10 protein-coding genes and 2 pseudogenes are annotated in these 19,500 nt (G+C 72.0%); 4 read left to right on the top strand and 8 right to left on the bottom strand.

Annotated features, from left to right (window positions below; all coding sequences use genetic code 11):
- Positions 1-269: 269 nt before the first annotated feature.
- Both BBK82_RS56920 and BBK82_RS35235 read left to right on the top strand, forming a co-directional pair.
- Positions 270-1,270, top strand: a pseudogene (locus BBK82_RS56920) (glucuronyl esterase domain-containing protein).
- Between the two features lie 135 nt (positions 1,271-1,405).
- Positions 1,406-2,293: a hypothetical protein gene (locus tag BBK82_RS35235; RefSeq protein WP_065918829.1), complete on the top strand. Its 888-nt coding sequence runs from the start codon at positions 1,406-1,408 to the stop codon at positions 2,291-2,293.
- Positions 2,294-2,317: 24 nt separating this feature from the next.
- On the opposite strand, the gene BBK82_RS35230 is transcribed toward BBK82_RS35235, so the two are convergent.
- Positions 2,318-3,031, bottom strand: a complete 714-nt coding sequence (locus BBK82_RS35230) for an SDR family oxidoreductase (protein WP_065918828.1) — start codon at positions 3,029-3,031, stop codon at positions 2,318-2,320.
- 95 nt (positions 3,032-3,126) lie between these two features.
- On the opposite strand from BBK82_RS35230, the gene BBK82_RS35225 reads away from it, so the two are divergent.
- The gene (locus BBK82_RS35225) at positions 3,127-3,522 is read left to right on the top strand and encodes a MerR family transcriptional regulator (protein WP_335618001.1); all 396 of its coding nucleotides are present in this window, start codon (positions 3,127-3,129) and stop codon (positions 3,520-3,522) included.
- Positions 3,523-4,703: 1,181 nt separating this feature from the next.
- Here BBK82_RS35225 and BBK82_RS56465 read toward each other — a convergent pair.
- The 4 genes from BBK82_RS56465 to BBK82_RS35205 form a co-directional block, all read right to left on the bottom strand.
- Positions 4,704-5,606, bottom strand: a complete 903-nt coding sequence (locus BBK82_RS56465; RefSeq protein WP_335618000.1) for an AAA family ATPase — start codon at positions 5,604-5,606, stop codon at positions 4,704-4,706.
- A gap of 85 nt (positions 5,607-5,691) precedes the next feature.
- The gene (locus BBK82_RS35215) at positions 5,692-6,489 is read right to left on the bottom strand and encodes a cytochrome c oxidase assembly protein (RefSeq protein ID WP_218920435.1); all 798 of its coding nucleotides are present in this window, start codon (positions 6,487-6,489) and stop codon (positions 5,692-5,694) included.
- A 26-nt stretch (positions 6,490-6,515) separates the two neighbouring features.
- A complete protein-coding gene (locus BBK82_RS35210) occupies positions 6,516-7,067 on the bottom strand; it encodes a DUF2243 domain-containing protein (protein WP_237047738.1) in 552 nt (183 codons plus the stop codon).
- On the bottom strand, positions 7,064-7,582 hold the full coding sequence (locus tag BBK82_RS35205; protein ID WP_065918824.1) for a hypothetical protein: 519 nt from the start codon (positions 7,580-7,582) through the stop codon (positions 7,064-7,066). Before BBK82_RS35205 ends, BBK82_RS35210 begins: the two co-directional genes overlap by 4 nt.
- Before the next feature lie 167 nt (positions 7,583-7,749).
- On the opposite strand from BBK82_RS35205, the pseudogene BBK82_RS35200 reads away from it, so the two are divergent.
- Positions 7,750-7,941, top strand: a pseudogene (locus BBK82_RS35200) (Lsr2 dimerization domain-containing protein); the annotation flags it as partial.
- Positions 7,942-7,957: 16 nt separating this feature from the next.
- Here BBK82_RS35200 and BBK82_RS35195 read toward each other — a convergent pair.
- The 3 genes from BBK82_RS35195 to BBK82_RS54900 are packed head-to-tail and all read right to left on the bottom strand — an operon-like array spanning position 7,958 to position 19,456.
- Complete coding sequence (locus tag BBK82_RS35195; protein ID WP_065918823.1) at positions 7,958-9,199, bottom strand: MFS transporter; 1,242 nt, start codon at positions 9,197-9,199, stop codon at positions 7,958-7,960.
- Positions 9,196-18,651, bottom strand: a complete 9,456-nt coding sequence (locus BBK82_RS35190) for a non-ribosomal peptide synthetase (RefSeq protein ID WP_065918822.1) — start codon at positions 18,649-18,651, stop codon at positions 9,196-9,198. The genes BBK82_RS35195 and BBK82_RS35190 overlap by 4 nt, the downstream gene beginning before the upstream one ends.
- On the bottom strand, positions 18,572-19,456 hold the full coding sequence (locus BBK82_RS54900; protein WP_071812737.1) for an AMP-binding protein: 885 nt from the start codon (positions 19,454-19,456) through the stop codon (positions 18,572-18,574). The genes BBK82_RS35190 and BBK82_RS54900 overlap by 80 nt, the downstream gene beginning before the upstream one ends.
- Positions 19,457-19,500 lie beyond the last annotated feature (44 nt).

Raw genomic sequence — 19,500 nt, 5'->3', positions numbered from 1 at the left:
CCGGCCCGCACATCGGCCCGTGGTCTGACTTGCCGGTCGTTCTCCAGGACTACGGGCAAACCCTGACAGGCGCGCACCTCCTCTGCGGTCAGTCAACAGACCGAGTTCTCGAAACATTTTTTCGAAAACTCCGCCGCGGCCGCCCTGGTCGAAGAGGACGGAACCGACTGCGCGGTGACGCTGCCCGGTTCGCTCCCCTCGAACTCGCGGCTTCCCGATCCCTTCACGAAGCTGAACGGCGCCCGCATCACGACCAAGAGCGACTGGAGGTGCCCTCGAGCGGAAATCAAAAACTGTCGGCGAGGTACGTCTACGGCGAGAAGCCCGCAAAGCCGTCCACCGTCAGCGGAACGGTTTCCAGCAGCAACATCACGGTCACCGTCGCGCACAACGGCAGGAGCGCGAGCTTCTCCGCGCGAGTCGAGCTGCCGAGCGGTTCCGGGCCTTTCCCGGTCGTGGTCGTCCTGGGCGGGTTCGGGGCGGACACGGCCACGATCAAGGCCTCCGGTGCCGCGGTCATCAGCTACGACCCGCTCGCGGTGGGCCGGGAGGGCACGCCGCGCAACAACAAGCAGGGCGCCTTCTACAGCGTCCACGGCTCCGCGAGCAGCACCGGTCTGCTGCTCGCGTGGGCGTGGGGCGTCAGCCGGATGATCGATGTCATCGAACAGTCCGGCGGCACGATCCTGAAGGCGGACGCCGTCGGTGTCACCGGGTGCTCGCGCTACGGCAAGGGCACGTTCGTCACCGGGGCGTTCGACCAGCGCATCGCACTCACCACGCCGATCGAGTCGGGCAGCGGCGGTGCTCCGGCCTTCCGCTCGATCGCCAGGGAGAGCGGCGCGCACCGTTGAGCAGCGCCTACGGTGAACAACCCTGGCTGGGCGACGCGTTCGGCTCCTTCACCGGCAACCCGGCCACGCTGCCGGTCGACACCCACCAGGTCGCCGGGATGATCGCGCCGCGCGGCCTGTTCGTCATGGACAACCCGCACATCGACTGGCTGTCGACGAGGTCGGGAAGCGTGGCGGCACTGGGCGCGGCGGAGGTCTACCGGGCGCTCGGTGCCGCAGGCAACATCACCTACTGGTCCGACGTCCAGGACGGCAGCCACTGCGCCACCAGGCCGGAGTGGCGCACTCCCCTGCAGCAGCACATCCAGAGGTTCCTGCTGAAGACCGGCGGCACGGCCGGCGTCTTCCGGGTCTCGAGCAAGAAGGCGGGCAACCTCGCCGAGTGGCGGGACCGGCAGACGCCGACCCTCTCCTGACCGGGCCGACGAGCCCGGCGTGGCGGCACACCGGGCTCGTCGCTCAGCACGTCACCTTCCGGCCACAGCCGCCGTGACCGGCGCACCCGCCTGTAGCGTCTTCGGGCGGGACACGGCTGAGGGGACGGTGTCACGATGCGGCTGGCCGGCGGAATCGTTGTCGCACTTGGGGTCGCCGCGCCCCTGGCCGGCCGGGGGTTGGCCGTCGCGGCCGGCATCGCCCTGGTGCTCGCGCTCCTCGCCACGGCACTGCCTGATCACTACGGCCGTCCACACTGGGACCGGCCGTGGGTGGGACCCGGATGGGCCGAGCTGCAGATCAGCCGCGTTCGGATGATCACCTTGCTCCCGCTGGTCTCGGTGTACGCCCACGCTTTCGCCGTCTACGTGGTGCCCGGCCACCCGAAAATCGCCAGTGCCGGGCTGATCCTCGTCGCGGTGGCGTTGAACAACTCGGCCTACTGGATCTCCCCGGCGCTGAGGATGGTCGTGGTCAGCCTGCTGATCGTCGGCGCGGTGACACTGGTGGGTGCCGGTCTCAGTGCGCGGCCAGGCCTCGTACCGGCGGGTGAGCAGTGGTCAGCGGGCGAGCAGAAGCCGTGGTGGGCCGTCTTCCTGGCCGCGCTGGCGCTGCTCCCCCTGCTGGTGCCCAGGCCCGGCGAGTTGCGGTGGGGCAAGTTCCTCCTGAGCGCGCTGCTCGGAGCCGCTCTCGGCGTCGCCGCGGTCCGCCTGCTGGGCACGGACCTCTCGATCACCTACCTGAAGGACCTGCTGGTCGCCGCGGACGGGGCCTTCCTCGGCACCGTGCTGGTGGTGTTCGTCGGCATCGCCACGGTCACCGCGACGGTGGACGTCGTCGCGGACGCGGCGCTGGAGTTCCTCGACTGGGAGGACACAGCCGCGATCCTGGCCACCATCGCGTTCACCGTGTTCGCCCCACCAGCGGTGCTGCTGGTCACCGCCGGCATCGCGACGTCGGCGTGGGCCGCCTTCCGCTTCTACATCGAGTACCTGGCGCGGTGACAGCCGAGTCTCCGGCTGGCCGGCTCACTGCATGTTCGCGGCCACCTTCGCGTAGAAGTCGGCCGGGTCCTCGGCGAGGCCGGCCTTGGTGGTGCGGCTCCAGTCGTCGACCAAGACCTCGGCGGCACCGTCGGCCAGGCCGTCGAGCGCTGCCCTCACGACGTCGCCCGGCGTGAGCAGAGGGCCCTCGTAGCCGGCCATCATGTCGGTGTCGGCCGCACCGAGGTGCAGGCCCAGCACCTGCGTGCCCTGGCCGGCGAGCTCGACGCGGGTGCCGGCGGTCAGGCTCCACTCGGCCGCCTTCGCCGCCGAGTACGACGTGGCGCCGTTCCAGGAGAACCAGGACAGGGCCGACAGGACGTTGACGATGGCGCCGCCGCCGTTGTGGCCGAGCACGTCGGCGAAGGCGCGGGTCACGCCCAGCGTGCCGAAGAAGTGGGTCTCCATCTCCCGGCGGATCTGGGCCAGGTCGCCGCGGACGAGGTTCTGGCCGGTGGAGATCCCGGCGTTGTTCACGAGCAGGGTGACGTCCCCTGCCTGCTGCGCCGCCTGGTCGATGGTCGCCGGGTCGAGCAGGTCGAGGGCCAGTGGCACGACGCCCGGCGTGGTGATGGTGCTGACGTCGCGGGCGGCGGCGTACACCTTCGTGGCGCCGCGCGCGAGCAGCTGGCTGACGAACTCCTTGCCGAGGCCGCGGTTCGCCCCGGTGACCAGCGCGACCGATCCTGCGATGTCCATGGTGTCGTCCCTTTCGGTTGTGGTTCTGACCGAAGGGTAGAATCTGACGTTGATGTCAGGTTCAAGGTGAAGTGGCGGAGGTTACAGTGACCCAAGTGGACAGTCCCATGCGCATCGGCGAGCTGTCCGCCCGCACGGGGGTCAGCATCAGGTCGCTGCGCTACTACGAACAGCAGGGCTTGCTGACGTCGACCCGGACGACGGGAGCGCACCGCCTGTACACCGAAACCGCGGTGGACCGGGTGCACATGCTGCGCCTGTTGTACGACGCCGGCTTGTCGAGCGAGACGATCGCCGCGCTCCTGCCGTGCGTCGACTCCCCCGCGGAGGACGTCACGGTGGAGACGCTGAAGGTGATGCGGCGGGAACGGGAGCGGATCGACGCGCAGATCGCGGCCATGCTCACCACGCGCAGCCACCTCGACGCGCTGATCGAGGCGGCGGCGGGACATCTCGACGAGCAGCGCGGCGCCGCGCTCGCCACCACGTGACCGAGGCGCGTCCACCGGTGCGCACGGGTCAGCGCACGTTCTGGTCCACAGTGGCCAGTGGCCGCCCGAGCTGCAACTGCTCGACGAGCCGGTCCCTGGCGTGCGCGAGGTGGCGTCGGTAGGTGCCGTAGGGCACGCCCAGCCTGCGCGCGGCGGCTTGGTGGGTCTGGGACGCCGACAGGTAGGTGGCGGTGAGGACCTGGTGCGCCCGCACCCCCGCCGGATCGGTCCGCAGCGCGTCGAGAGCGGCCGTGATGGCCGCGCGCAGGTCCGCGACCGGATCGGCCGAGTGCGGTGGAACCAGCCGTGAGCGCAGCAGAACGCTGGTCGCGAACTCGCCGGGGGCCCGCCACGTTCGCAGCGCGTCGAGCACGCCCTCCTCGAACGCGGCGCGGGACAGGCCGTCCGCTCCACCCTGAGGTCGGTCGGCCAACGACATCACGGGAGTGACTGCGACACGGGCCCGTTGCTCGACCCACTGCTCCACGGACTGCACCCGCCAGTCCCGGCCGAAGACGTGCTGGCGGCGCCCGTCGACCTCCACCGCGACGACCTCGTGCAGCCCCGCGTCGGCGAGGTGGTGCCGCCACCGTTCGGCGTCCTCGAAGACGGTGAACGTCACCGCACGGCCGCGCGCTCGCATCTCCACGGCGATCGTGCGCCGGCTGATGAGGTCCATCACGGGAGAGGGCTGCTGGTGCCGGCCGGGGTGCACGGCGAAGCGGCGGATGCCCAGGTGCTCACCCCGGCGCAGCGGCGCGGCCACCTCCACGTGGTCCCACAGCGCGGCGACCACCGGGTCCGCGGCCACGTCCTGTGGCATCGGAGCCTCCAGCCGCAGCACGGCCATGAACGCGACGGGCGTGGCCGAGCCCGCGTGCCGGTAGACCCGGAAGCCCTCCGGCTGCCGTCTCACCCAATGCGCGACGGCGGCCGCGGACGTCGGGCCCTCCGCCTCCTGCGCGAGCCGCAGGACGTCCGGCACGTCGCCGGGTCGCAGCGGGGTGTCCTCGACCTGGGGGTGCGCGCGCCAGTCGTACAGGTTGGACGCGCCGCTGTGGTCGCGGAACAGGAACATCCACTCCGCGACCCGCAGGAGCGCGTCGTCCTCCGCCGCCGAACGCACGGCCTGCAGACACGCCACCGAGATGCGGGCGCGCACGTCCTCGCAGCGTTCGGGATCACGCCAGCGCAGATCGGCCTCGAGCGTGGCCCGCACCGCGTCGTGCGGATGCAGCCCTTCCGGAGTCGCCTCGACATAGGGCAACTGCCGCAACCACGAGAACACCGCCGCGGTGTCGTCGTCGCCGAGTACCGCGCGCAGCAACGACTCGCGGGTGACGTAAGCCTGCGCGACGACTTCGAGCGCCCGCCGGTGCGCCGTCCCGGGCAGGTCGCCGACCAGCCGCTCCACCAGCGTCGTCAGCACGTCGCCGGTCGGCTGCCACGCTCCGCCGGCGGCCGCGGGCACCGAGGAGGCGAGCGAGGGCGAGCGGACTGCCACCGGCGAAGGCGACGTACGGGCCGCGCTGCTCGGCGGGCACACCGCGGGCCGCGAGCAGCAGGTCGGACTGGCCGGCGTCGAGCGGCCGCAGGGCCAGTTCCGCGAAGACCTGCGCCCAGCCGGGGTCCACCGACCACTCGACGTCGGGGGCGTTCCTGCTCGCGAGCACGACGAGCGCACCCTCCGCGAGGCGGAACAGCACCGTGTCACGCAGCCACGCCTCCAGCTGCTGGCAGTGCTCGAACGTGTCGATCAGCAGCACCGAACCGGGCTGGACGCACGCCAGCGCCGCCGCCTCCTCCAGCCGCCGCGGGTCCGCGCCGAGGTACCGGGCATTGACCTGCACCACGTGCCGCCGGGCGAGCTCGGCCCGGCGCGCGGCGTACCGCAGCAACGAGGACTTGCCGATCCCGCCGGGACCGTGGAGGTACGCCACGACAGGGGCGTCCTGGGCACCTGCCAGCATCCGGTCGAGCACCGCGCGCTCGTGCTCCCTGCCCACCAGCGCGCCGTCCCGTGCCGCGGCCAGCCGGTCCGCGAGGGTCGTCCCCTGTGCCCGGAGGTCTCGCACCACCACCATGTCGCGAGTGTCCCGGATGGAGCGAACACCGTGCGGAGGAGGGGCGAAGCGGACCAGAACCGGGCAGGCGCAGTCGTGCGACCGGTCACCGCGGGCCGCCGGCAACGGCCGTCGCGGTGACCTTCCCCGCGCGGCGTTGCTCATGGCTGCGGACACGGCCGGTGCTGACGTACCACTGGACCGCGAGTACCACGGCAATGGCGAGCTCGACCACGTCACCGCCGTAATACATCAGCTGGGCGCCGTGGTGCAGGTCGGTGGTGGTGAAGCCGGTGCCCGGTGGAGGTGTGGCGTAGAGGGACTTGGCGAGTACGGCGTGGGCGGCACCAGCGCCCAGCAGGGCGGTTGCGCGCCAGGCGAGGCCCCAGCGGCGTCGCATCGGGTCCAGCTGGCACACGGCGAAGGTGAACAGCAGACCGGAAGCCACGACGTGGACGTGGACGGCCGCGTGCACCAGCGGCTGGTGGGTGGCGGCGAACAGAGGTGTGCGGTAGAGCAGCCACAGGCCGCCCAGGTCCAGCAGGGCCGCCAGCGGCGGGAAGACCAGGACGGTCGCGAAAGCCGAGTGCGCCACGGTCAGCAGCGCGCGCCGGGGTCGCGCCGGCAGCACTCGCAGCAGCAGGGTCAGCGGACGAGCCAGCACCACCAGCACCGGGGCGATCATCGCCAGTGCGAGGTGCTGGGCCATGTGGGCGGTGAACGGGCCGCCGGGCAGCGGACCCAGTGAGGCACAGGCCAGGACGGCACATCCAGCGGCGAAGCAGGCGTCCCGCCATCCCGGCCAGGTGTCACCGCGCCGGCGCAGGCGGGTCGTGGCGGTCAGGTAGGCCAGCGCCGCCAGCAGTGCCAGCACCGCGAGGAGCATTCCCGGTGCTGGGGGCACGGGTGTGTGATGCAGGTGGGGATCGTTCACGAGCGGGCCCGTCTGCGGGCGCGCACGGCCAGGACAGCACCCACGGCCAGCAGCACCAGTGCCGCGCCGTTCCACACCAGGTCGTAGATCAGCAGGTCCACGCCGTAGCGGATTTGATGCAGGCGCAGCAGCTTGTGGTCGACGATCCCGTCGAACAGCTGGAAACCACCCAGGCCGAGGAGCAGTCCGGCCCGGGCGTGGGCCGGGGCGAGGGCGTGTCGACGGCGCAGGTCGGCGTACAGGACGAAACCGAGTACCAAGCCGAGCAGTTCGGCGGTGTGCAGCAGGCCGTCCGACAACAGCCCCACCGCCGGGGTGGAACGGTCGAAGAAGTGGTGCCAGCCCAGGACCTGGTGGAACACGATCTCGTCGACGGCGGCCATCACCGCCGCGCCGATCACCGCGCACACGGCCATCGATCTCCCCGGCAGGACAGCGGGTTCCGGCACGGCGGGTTCCGGTGCAGCGGCCCCCGGTGCAGCGGGCTCCGGCACAGCGGACTCCGGAACAACGGGTTCCGGCACAGCGGGCCGGGAGTCTCCGGTCATCGGGGCAGCGGGCCGACGTCGGTGTGGCGGCCGGGGCGCAGTGCGGCGTGGCGCTGTCCGGGGCCAGGGCCGGAGCGGGCGGCCAAGGCGTCGGCGACGACACCGGTCGCGAAGGCGTAGACGGTCTTGTGCAGCAGGTCCACCACCAGTTCCCCGCGCGGCCAGGTGGTCGGCGGAGCGCCGACGCCGGTGGCGTTCTCCAGGATCTGGTCGTTGGTCAGCCGGACCACGGCGAACTTCGCCGAGGACCACGGACCGCGCAGGCCCGCATGTGCCATGACCGAGCGCAGCACACCGAGCAGCACGCCCTGGCCGAAGTGCATCGCCAGGTTCACCGGCACCGGCTGCCGGCCACCGGGCCGTTCCCGCATGCCGGTGAGCCGTTGCAGCACCCGCGCCGGCACGTGCGAGTCCGGCCGGCCGGTCAGGCGCTGTTCCACCTTCTCCCCCAGCGTCATCACCAGCACCCCGGACGCGCCCGCGACCAGACCTTCCCACAACGCACGTTTCATCATGTGGCCACGGTTACCCGGCTCGTCGCGGCCTACTCACGCCCTTACGCGAATATTGTTCCTCGTTAACAACAAAGCCCACGAACCGCAATATTCGAGCTCTCGCCGGATACTTGTCAGGGTGCTAGGTTTCAATCGACGGACCGATTCACCGACACTGCGGGAAAACAATGGCGGAGAAAGTTCTCGTCCAGCTCGTGGACGACCTCGACGGCACCGCGAGCGAGGACGTCGAAACTGTGCACTTCGGTCTCGACGGCGTGATTTACCTGATCGACCTCAACGCGCAGAACGCCAGCTACCTGCGGAGGATCCTGCACGACTTCGTCACCAAGGCACGCCGGACAGGTGGCCGGACGAAGTAGCGTCCGGCCACCCTCATTCCGCAGGAGCATCAGCTCGGTCACCAGTCCGTGTTTCCTCACGCGAAAACCTGCGCAAGGTCGGGTTCAAGGTGGCGTAGATCGTCAACAATCCCGCACCGCCGGCGCAGGTGAGAATTGCTTGCGCCGGCGTGAGGAAGTCCACCAGCAGGCCGCCGACCGCCGGACCGGCGATCGAGGCGACGCCCAGCGCCACCCCCATCACGCTGCTCAGCCTGCCGCGCAGCTCGTCGGGGGTGAGCAGCAGCTGGTAGGTGGTGATGGTGGTGTTCGCGGTGGGCGCCAGGAACGCGGCGGCCGCGAACAGCACGCCGGTGGGGATGCCGGGGTCGACGAACAGCGCCACCGGGATGAGGAAGGTGATGGCCCAGAACACGGCGACGATCGCCCGGTGCGGCCGCAGCGCCCGGTGCAGCCGGGGCGCCACCAGGGCACCCAGGATGCCGCCCACGCCGAGCATCGCGCCCATGACGCCGATCTGCCCGGCCGGCACGCCCCGCTGGTGGGCGATGGCGATCATCAGCAGGTAGAACGCCTGGAAGAACAGGTTGAGGCCGACCGCGCAGAAGGCGACCACCCGCACCACCGGCTGGGTCCACACCCAGCGCAGGCCTTCGCCGACCTCGCGGTGGAAACGGCTGAGCGGTGCGGGTTTGCGCTGCCGCGGCGGGACGCGGAGGAAGAGCAGCGACACGAACGTCGCCAGGTGTGTCACCGCCTCCACGGCGAACGGCAGCAACCGCGACAGGCCGAACAGCACGCCGCCGACCGCCGTGCCGGAGAGCTGGCCGAGGTACCCGCGCGCGGCGTTCATCGCGACCGCGTCCGACAGCTGCGGCTCGGGCACGATGGCCGGCAGCAGCGCCTCCTCCGCGGGTTCGGACAGCGCCCGGCATACGCCGAGCACGATCACGACCACCACCACGTGCTCCACGCCGACGGCCTGCCACCACAGGCCGGCCACCAGGAAGGCCACGGCCAGCGCCTGCACGGCTTCGCAGACCAGCATCACCGTCCTGCGGTTCCACCGGTCGACCAGCGCGCCGGCGGGCAGGCCGACGACGAGCTGCGCGGCGGCGGAGGCGCCCAGCACCAGGCCGGACGCCGCCGCCGAGTCGGTGAGCAGCAGCACCAGCAGGGGCAGCGCGATCATCGACGCGCTCGCCCCCGCCTCGGACAACGCCTGCCCGACCCACAGCAGCCGGTAGTTCCGGTTGCGCGACAACGACGTGCTCATCGGTCGCTCCGGCAGTCCGCGGCGATGCCGCGCAGGGCGTCGAGGAAGTCCCCGGCGACCCGCCGCACCGTGGCCTCCTCGTGCCGGTCCGGCTGGTAGTGCCAGGTGAAGCGGAGCTCCCCGGCCGCCACACCGCCGACCACCTCCAGCAGGTGCGGACCGCGGTCGGTCGGGTCGCCGTCCTGCCCGATGGGGTCGAGCACGGTCCGGTACAGCCCACCGCCGGCGTCGTCGGCGGTGCTGCCGGACTGGCCGAGGTAGTTGAACACCACCTGCGGTCCCGGACCGGCGAGCTGTTCCCGTCCGCCCAGGTGCTTCAACGCCCCGAAGCCGAAACCGTTGCCCGGCACCGTGCGCAGCTGCCTGCGCACCGCCTTCACCACCTCTCGCCACGTGGCGCCGTCGCCGGGCAGCGTCAGCCCGACCGGGTAGAGCGTGGTGAACCAGCCGACCGTGCGGGACAGGTCCGCACCGAGGACGTCCTCCCGGCCGTGGCCCTCCATGTCGAGCGAGACCGTGCGCTCACCGGTGAACCGGGACAGGGCGCAGGCCAGCGCGGCGAGCAGGACGTCGTTGATCCTGGTGCGGTAGGCCGTGGGTGCGTCGTGCAGCAGCGCGTCGGTGTCCCGCGCGTCGAGCACCACGTGCACCTCGGCCGCCGGTGTGCCCGGCGTCGGCTGCTCGTGGTCGACGGGCAGCGGGGCCGCGGCGAGTGCCGAAACCCAGTGGTCCAGCTCGTCGTCCAGCGCTCCCCCGGCGACATACTGGGCCAGCCCGTCCGCCCACTCGCGGAACGACGTCGACTTCGCACCCAGGTCCACCGCCTCGCCGCGAACCGCCTGCCGGTAGGCGGTGTCGAGGTCGTCGAGCAGGATCCGCCAGGACACGCCGTCCACGACGAGGTGGTGCACGGTGAGGAAGAGCCGCGGCGCCGGCAGGTCGTCGGCGTGGAACAGCACGAACCGGTACAACGGCCCCTCGGCGAGGTCGAAGCCCGCGTGTGCCTCGTCGGCGATCTTCACCATGTGCGCCTGCCGTTCGGGCTCACCGATCGCGGTGAGGTCGTGGCGTTCCAGCACGCTGCCCGGCCGCACCGGGTCGTTGTGCTGCCGCCACTCGCCGGCGACCTGCTCGAAGCGCATGCGCAGTGCGTCGTGGTGCGCCACCAGCGCCGCCAGCCCGTTCTCCAGCGCGGTGTCGTCCAGGTCCTCGGTCAGCTCCAACAACATCGACTGGGCGAAGTGGTGGGTCGCCGTGTGCGTCTCGAAGAACCAGCGCTGGATCGGGGTGAGCGGGACGTCGCCGACGACCTCGGCGGTGTTCACCGGTTCGGTCTCCAGCTCGGTGACGAACGGCGCCAGCGCCTCGATGGTCTGGTTGCGGAACAACGACTTCGTGGTCAGGGCCAGCCCGGCCTTCCGCGCCCGCGACACCACCTGGATCACCAGGATCGAGTCACCGCCCAGCTCGAAGAAGTTGTCCCGGACCCCGACCCGGTCCGCGCCGAGCACGGCCGCCCAGACCTCGGCCAGCGTCTGCTCCACGGGCGTGCGCGGCGGAACGTGCGCACCGCCGTCGTCGGCGACCGGTTCCGGAGCGGGCAACGCCGCCCGGTCGAGCTTGCCGTTGGGCGTCACCGGCAGAACGGGCAGCGGCACGAACGCCGACGGCACCATGTAGGCCGGCAAGCGGTCGGCCAGGAACGCGCGCAGCTCCGCGGTGGTCACCTCGCCGGTGGCGACGAGGTAGGCGACCAGGCGGGCGTGCCCCTGGCCGGTGTCCGCCGCCACCACGGCGGCCTCGGCCACCAGCGGGTGGCGCAGCAGCGCGGACTCGACCTCGCCGGGCTCGACCCGGTGCCCGCGGATCTTGACCTGGTCGTCGATCCGGCCCAGGTACTCGAGCACACCGTCGGCACGCCTGCGGACCAGGTCGCCGGAGCGGTACATCCGCTCCCCCGGCGCGCCGAACGGGCACGCCACGAACGAGGCAGCGGTGAGACCGGGCCGGTTGAGGTAACCGCGCGCGAGGCCGTCACCCGCGATGCACAGCTCACCGGCCACGCCGAGCGGGACCGGGCGGAACTGGTCGTCCACCACGTACAGGCGGGTGTTCCAGGCCGGGTGACCGATCGGCACGGGTCCGGGATCGAGCTGCTCACCGGGTTCGACGCGGTGCTCCATGCAACCGACGGTCGTCTCGGTCGGGCCGTACTCGTTGATCACGACGGCCGTCGGGTTCGCCCGCCGCCACTCGTCGACCACCGCACCCAGCAGCTGCTCACCGCCCACGACGAGGTCACCGGTCGGCGACAGCTGCGGCGACACGGCACCGAGCAGGGCGAGGTGGCTCGGCGTGGCCTTGAGGAACGCCGCCTGCTCCACCGGCACCGCGTCCTCGTCCAGGTCGCTCACCACGATGCGGCCACCGGCCAGCAGCGGGCCGAACAACGTGGTGACGGTCAGGTCGAACGAGACCGGCGAGTGCAGGACCGCCGCACCGCGCAGGCCGCCGTAGACCTCGGTCGCCCAGGCCAGGTAGTTGACCACCGAGCGGTGCTCGACGACCACGCCCTTGGGCCGGCCGGTCGACCCGGACGTGTAGATCACGTACGCCGGGTCGCGAGTGGACAGTGGCGCGGTCCGGTCGTGGTCGCCCGGGTTGTCGTCCCGGCCGTCGTCGACGTGCACCGGGGCCTGGTCGCGAGGGCCGGGGTTGTCGTCGCGGTCGTCGGTCACGTGCACCAGGGCCGGGTCGTCGATCACCAGAACCGGACGGGCGTCGTCGAGCACGAACGCGACCCGGTCCGCGGGCTGGTCGGGCTCGACCGGCACGTACGCGGCGCCAGCCTTGAGCACCGCCAGCACGGCCACGAGCAGCTCGGCCGAGCGTGGCAGCGAGATCGCGACGTACCGGCCGGGGCCCACGTCCTGCGTGATCAGCCGGTGCGCCAGGCGGTTCGCCCTGGCGTTGAGCTCGGCGTACGACCACACCGCAGCGCCGTCCACCACCGCGGTGGCGTCCGGTGTCCGCGTCACCTGGGCCTCGAACAGCTCGGTGATGGTCGCGTCCGGCACGGCGTGGGCCGTGTCGTTCCACGCGTGCAGCACCTTCCGCTCCTCGTCCGCGTCCATCAGCGGCAGGTCGGCCAGCGGCCGGTCCGGGTCGGCGACCGCGGCCGTCAGCAGCACGCGCAGGTGCCCGGCCATCCGCTCGACGGTCGCGGCGTCGAACAGGTCGGTGTTGTAGTTGACCGCCGCGTGCAGGGCGTCGTCGTCCTGCTGGAACTCCCAGGTGAGGTCGAAGTTGGCCGCCACCACCGGCAACGGCAGGTCCTCGACCTGCAGACCGGGCAGGTCCGGTGCGGCGTCGGGGGTGTTCTGCAGGATCACCATCGCCTGGAACAGCGGGGTGCGGCTGGTGTCGCGGTCGGGCTTCAGCTCGTCCACCACGCGCTCGAACGGCACGTCCTGGTGGGCGAACGCGTCCAGCACGCCACCCCGCACCTCGCCGAGGAAGTCGCGGAACGTCGCGCTGCCGTCCACAGTGGATCGGAGCACCAGCGTGTTGACGAAGAACCCGACCAGGTTCTCCAGCTCCGCGCGCTCCCGGCCGGAGGCCACCGTGCCCACGGCGATGTCGTCCTGCCGCGACCAGCGGGCGAACAGCACCTGGCACGCGGCGACCAGCGCCATGAACAGGGTGCCGTTCTGCTGGTGCGCCAGCGCCTTGAGCCCCTCGGCGACCTCGGTGGGCAGGGTGAACAGGTGCACCGCGCCGTGGTTCGTGCGCACCGCGGGCCGGGGCCGGTCGGTCGGCAGCTCCAGCGGCGTCACGCCGGCGAGCCGGTCCCGCCAGAACGCGAGCTGCTCGTCGAGCAACGGCCCGGTGAGCCGGTCCCGTTGCCACGCCGCGTAGTCCGCGTACTGGATCGGCAGTTCGGGCAGCGTGCTGCCGCGGTAGAGCAGGTTGAGCTCGCTCGTCAGCACGCCGTTGGACCAGCCGTCGGTCACGATGTGGTGCGCCAGCAGGAGGAGCACGTGGTCGTCCTCGGCCACGCGCAGCAGCACCGGCCGCAGCAGCGGACCGCGAGCGAGGTCGAACGGCCGGGTGCTCTCCCGCACCAGCACCTCGTGCAGGCCGTCCTCGCCGCCGGGGACGTCGAGCACCGGCACCTCGACGGGCTGGGGTGGGTGCACGACCTGCACGCCGTGCCCGTCCACGCCGTCGAAGGTGGTGCGCAACGACTCGTGCCGCGCCACCAACGCCGTGAGCGCCCTGTTCAGCGCGTCGACGTCGAGCTGGCCGCGCAGCCGCAGCAGCGACGGTGACAGGTAGTCGGTGCTCTCCGGCTCGAACTGGTCGAGGAACCACAACCGCTGCTGCGCGAACGACAACGGCAACGCGCCATCGCGCGGTACTTGCGGAACGACGTCCTCGGCCGCTCCGGTCCCGAGCTCGTGGACGAGCCTGGCGACCGTGGGCGAGTTGAACAACGCGCGCGGCGACACGGGCGCGTCCAGCTCGGTGCGCAGCCGGGACACCACCCGGATGCTGAGGATGGAGTCGCCGCCGAGCTCGAAGAAGTTGTCGTCGAGCCCGACCCGCGGCACGCCCAGCACGTCGGCCCAGATGCGGCAGACCTGCTGCTCGACCGGGGTGCGCGGGGCGCGGTAGGCCGACGCGGCGGCCTGCAGGTCCGGTGCGGGCAGGGCGCGGCGGTCGACCTTGCCGTTGGCGTTGAGCGGGATCGCGTCGAGCCCGACGAACGCCGAGGGCACCAGGTAGTCGGGCAGCCGGTCGGCCAGCCACGGCCGCAGGTCCTTGCCCGCACCCGTCACGTACGCCACGAGCCGCTGGTGACCGTCGACCTCGCGGGCGATCACCACGGCCTCACGCACATCGGGGTGCTGGGTCAGCACGGCCTCGACCTCACCGGGTTCGATCCGGTGGCCGCGGATCTTGACCTGGTCGTCCGTGCGGCCCAGGTAGTCCAGGGTGCCGTCGGCCAGCCACCGCGCCCGGTCACCGGTGCGGTACATCCGCTCCCCCGGCCCGCCGAACGGGTCGGCGAGGAACCGGTCCGCGGTCAAGCCAGGACGACCGAGGTAACCGCGGGCGAGCTGCACACCGGCCAGGAACAGCTCACCCGGCACACCGACGGGAACCGGCCGCAGCTGCTCGTCCAGCACGTAGGCACGGGTGTTCAGCAGCGGACGGCCCACCGCAACGGGAGCGTCGGCGGTGATGCGGCAGGACAGCGCGTCCACTGTGGACTCGGTCGGGCCGTAGAAGTTGTAGCTCGTGGTACCGGGAACGTCCGCCAGCCGCCGCCACAGGTCCTCACCGATCGCCTCGCCACCGAGCATCAGCACCTTCGGCCGGTGCTCACCGTCGAGCAACCCGGCCTCCACCAGCTGCCGGGCGTAGGACGGCGTCAGGTCCATGAAGTCGATCCGGTGGTCCACGACGTACCGCACCAGCGCGGGCGGGTCGAGCCGCACGTCCTCGTCCAGCACGTGCAACTCGTGACCGTCGGCCATCAGCACGATGCCTTCCAGCGACGTGTCGAACGAGAACACCGCCGACAACGCCACCCGAAGCCGCGAGCCGGCGACGAAGTCCTCCCGGTGGTTCACCAGCAGGTTGACCAAGCTCGCGTGCTCGACCACCACACCCTTGGGCCGTCCGGACGACCCGGAGGTGTAGATGACGTACGCGGCGTGGTCGCCGCCCACCGGTGCCAGGTCCCCGGCGTCCTGGTCGTCGGCGTCCGGCAACGACCCGCGCACCACCAGCACCGGATCGGCGTCCCGCAGCAGGAACTCCACCCGGTCGGCGGGCAGTGACGGGTCGACCGGCAGGTACACACCGCCGGCCTTCCAGATCGCCAGCAACGCCACCACGAACTCCACCGACCGCGGCAACGACAACGCCACCAAACGCTCCGGCCCCACACCCGACGCCACGAACACCCGAGCAACCCGGTTCGCCCACGCGTTCAACTCCGCGAACGACAACGACCGATCCCCCACCACCAGAGCGGTGGCGTCCGGCGTGGCACGCACCTGAGCCTCGAACACCTCGACAACCGAGTCAGCGGTGACCTCTCCGGCCGTGGCGTTCCACTCCACGAGAACTTGCTGGCGCTCGTCGTCGGTCATCAGCGGCAGCTCGCCGAGCGGCCGGTGCGGATCGGTCGCGATCTCCTCCAGCACCACGGCGAGCCGTGCGGCGATGCGTTCGACCGTCGCGGTGTCGAACAAGCGCGGGTCGTAGTCCAGCTCAAGACGCAGCCGGTCACCGAGGTTGGCGCTGAGGGCGAGCGGGAAGTTGGTCGTGTCGGCACCCGCGACGTCGAGCACCCGAACGCCCTGCTCGTCGTCGAGCAGCTCGTCCACCGGGTAGTTCTCGAACACGACGGCGCTGTCGAACAACGCCGACCCCGCCGGCACACCACTCCACGACCGCAGCTCCGCCAGCGACACGAAGTCGAACCGCCGCGACTCCGTCTGCGCAGCCTGCACCTCCCGCAGCCACGGCAGCACCGAGGCGTGCGGATCGACCCCGACGCGGGTGGGCACGGTGTTGATGAACATGCCGACCATGGACCCGATGCCCGGCAGTTCGGCCGGGCGTCCGGAGACCGTCGTGCCGAACACGACGTCGGACTCACCGCTGTAGCGCGAGAGCAGCAACGCCCACGCGCCCTGCACCACGGTGTTGGCGGTCAACCCGGCGGCGCGCGCCACCCGGTTCAGCCGCGCCGACCGGTCGGCGTCCAGTGCGATGTGGACGGACGCGCTGGACTCCGCGCGATGTGCTTGGACGGGAGAACGGTCGTAGGGCAACGGTGTCGGCGCCTCGACCCCGGCGAGCACCTGCCGCCAGTGCCGTTCGGCGGCCGCGGTGTCCTGCTCGGCCAGCCACCGCAGGTAGTCGCGGAACGGCCGGCGCGGCGCGAGCTCCGGCTCCCGGCCGTGGACTAGCGCGGTGTACTGCTCGCTCACCTCGACCAGCACCTGCGCGAAGCTCCACCCGTCCAGCAGCACGTGGTGGGCGGTCCAGAACAGCGTGACCTCGTCGTCGGTGAGCCGCGCGATCGCCAGGCGCAGCAACGGAGGTGTGGTCAGGTCCAGCTCCTCGCCGCCCACTGAGTCGTGCGCGGCCTCCTGCTCCTCGACGGGCAGGTGGCGCCAGTCGTGCAGGGTGATCGGCACGTCCACGCGGTGCCGCACGACCTGCACGGGAGCCTCGACGCCCTCCCACACCACACCGCCGCGCAGCACCGGTGTGCGGTCCACGACCCGGCGGCAGGCCTCGGCCAGCGCGTCCGGGTCGGACACCCCGGCGAGCCGCAGCCGGAACCGGTTCGAGTAGGCCGTCGACGTGTCGTCCACCAGCGTGTGGAACAGCATGCCGGTCTGCAGCGGCGTCAGCGGGTAGACGTCCTCGACCTCGGCGCCGGTCCCGACCAGCCGGTCCACCGCCGCCTGGTCCAAGTGCGCCAACGGGAAGTCCGACGGCGTCCGGCCACCGGCACCCGGCTCGGCGCAGTGCGCGACGATCTCCGCCAACCCGCGCACCACCGCGTCGGCCACGGCCCGCACGGTCGACTCGTCGTGCAGGTGCTCGGAGTAGAACCAGGACAGCACCAGTTCGCCGTCCTCCACGCCGCCGACGACGTCGAGCTGGAACGGGCGCGTGCGGTCGGCGGCCGCGTCGGCTCCCCGGTCCTCCAGCCGGCCTCGGACCAGGCCTTCCCCGGCCGCGGCCACGTCGAACCGGCCGTGGTAGTTGAAGCTGACCGGCGGCAGCGCGGACCCGGCCAGGGAGTTGTCCCGGAGCTGGCGGAGTGCCTCGAAGCCGAAACCACGGCCGGGCACGGCCCGCAGCTGTTCCTTGACCGACTTGAGCACCGCGCCCCAGTCGCCGGCGGGCACGGTGAGCGCGACCGGGTACTGCGTGGTGAACCAGCCGACCGTGCGCGAGATGTCGGCGCCGTCGAGCACGTCCTCACGGCCGTGGCCCTCCATCGTCACGGCGACCCGGTCCCGCCCGGTCCACCCTGACAGCGCCCGGCCGAGCGCGCTCAGCAGCACGTCGTTGACCTGCGTGCGGTAGACGTCCGGCACGCGGTGCAGCAGGGCGTCGGTGTGCTCGCGGTCCAGCCGCACCGAGATGACGCGCGTCGAGTCGGCGGTGTTCGGTCCGTCACGGTCCACGGGAACATCACCCGGCACGGCGAGCGCGGCGGTCCAGTGCGGCAGTTCGGCGTCGAACGCGCCGGACCGCACGTGCCCGGCCAGCCGGTGGGCCCACTGGGTGAACCGGGTGCCGACCGGGTCCAGGACGATCCGCTCGCCCGCCAGAGCCTGGCGGTACGCGGTCTCCAGGTCGCCGAGCAGGATCCGCCACGACACGCCGTCCACGACGAGGTGGTGCACCACGAGGCTCAACCGCTTGCCGGAGAACAACAACGCGCGCATGACCGGCCCATGGGTGATGTCCAGCCCGGTCTGGGCGACCGCCGCTTCTTCCTCCTCCGCGGACACGTCGTGGCGTTCCAGCTCCACCACGGCGTCCGCCACGTCCTGAACCCACTCGCCGTTCACACGGGTGAAGCGGGTGCGCAGGCCCTCGTGGTGCGCCACGACCGCGGCCAGGGCGCGCGCCAACGCGTCGGCGTCGACGTCGTCGGTCAGCTCCAGGTGCACCGACATGGTGAAGTGGTGCGGGTTGTCCTCGTTGGAGGCGAGGTACCAGCGCTGGATCGGCGTGAGCGGTGCCGGGCCGGCGATCTCCGGGAGGTCGGTCTTCGGTTCGCTCGTGCGGACCACGGTGGCGAGCTCGGCGATCGTCTGGTGGGTGAACAGGTCCTTGGTGACCAGTTCCAGACCGGCCTGGCGGGCCTTCGACACGACCTGGATGCTCAGGATCGAGTCACCGCCGAGACCGAAGAAGTTGTCGTGCACACCGACCCGGTCCACCCGCAGCGCCTCGGACCACACCCGCGCCAGCTCGCGTTCCACGGCGGTGCGCGGTGCCACGTGGTCCTGCCCGCCGCCGGCCTCGGGAGCGGGCAGGGCGCGGCGGTCGACCTTGCCGCTGTCGGTCTTGGGCAGCTCGTCGAGCAGCACGAACAACGACGGCACCAGGTAGTCCGGCAACCGCCGCTTCACCCCGGCCCGCAGCTCGTCCGCGTCCACCGCGCCCACGACGTACCCGACGAGGCGGTGCGTGCCGGCCTCGACCTCCTGGGCCACGACCGCGGCCTCCACCACCCCCGGCAGGCCGAGCAGCGCGGCCTCGGCCTCGCCCGGTTCGACGCGGTAGCCGCGGATCTTGACCTGGTCGTCCGCGGCCGGGTACTCAGCACCGTCGGCGGTCCACCGGACCAGGTCGCCGGTCCGGTACATCCGGCTGCCGGGCGGGCCGAACGGGTCGGCCACGAACCGGTCGGCGGTCAGGCCGGGCCGGCAGGTAGCCGCGGGCCACCTGGTCGCCCGCCAGGTGCAGCTCGCCGGGCACGCCGACCGGCTGGGGCCGCAGCCCGGCGTCGAGCACGTAGGCCCGCAGGCCCTGTCCCGGTGTGCCGATCACCGGCCGGTCCCGGTCGGTGACCTCCGTCCACACCGAGTCCACCGTGCACTCGGTCGGGCCGTAGAGGTTCACCGCGGTGATGTTCTCGGCGTCGGCCAGCGCACGCCACAGCGGCTCGCCGATGGCCTCGCCGCCCAGCGCGAGCAGCAGCGGACGTCCCTGCGCGAGCACCCCTTCCGGCAGGAGCTGCTGGAGGTAGGACGGGGTGCAGCTGAGGAAGTCGATGCGGTGCCGCGCGATGTGCTCGACGACGGCCCGCGGGTCGAGCCGGACGTCGTCGTCGAGCAGGTGCAGCTCGTGGCCCGCGGCCAGCAGGAGCAGGCCCTCCCAGGAGGCGTCGAAGGTGTAGGCGGCGGTGGCGATGCCGCGCAGGACCCTGCCGTCCTGGGGCAGCAGGCGGGTGTGGTGGTCGGCGACGAGGGCGGCGAGCTGGCGGTGCTCGACCACCACGCCCTTGGGCCGGCCGGTGGAGCCGGACGTGTAGATGACGTACGCGGCGTGCTCCGGGCGCAGCGGTGCCGTGCGATCGGCGTCGGTCGGGTCGGTCGCGGAGCGCGGCCACGGCGGGGTCGTCGAGCCGCACCAGCGGCAGGTCGCCGCCGACCGCGTCCGTCGCGGAACGCGCGGCAGCGGCCGGGTCGTCCACCCGCGCATGCAGGTCGCCGCCGACCGGATCGGCTGCGGGACGCGCGGCCACA

This window comes from Lentzea guizhouensis (assembly GCF_001701025.1).
Lineage (GTDB): Bacteria > Actinomycetota > Actinomycetes > Mycobacteriales > Pseudonocardiaceae > Lentzea > Lentzea guizhouensis.
The sequence above is the reverse complement of the archived record's forward strand: the minus strand, read 5'-3'. Positions and strand labels throughout refer to the sequence as shown.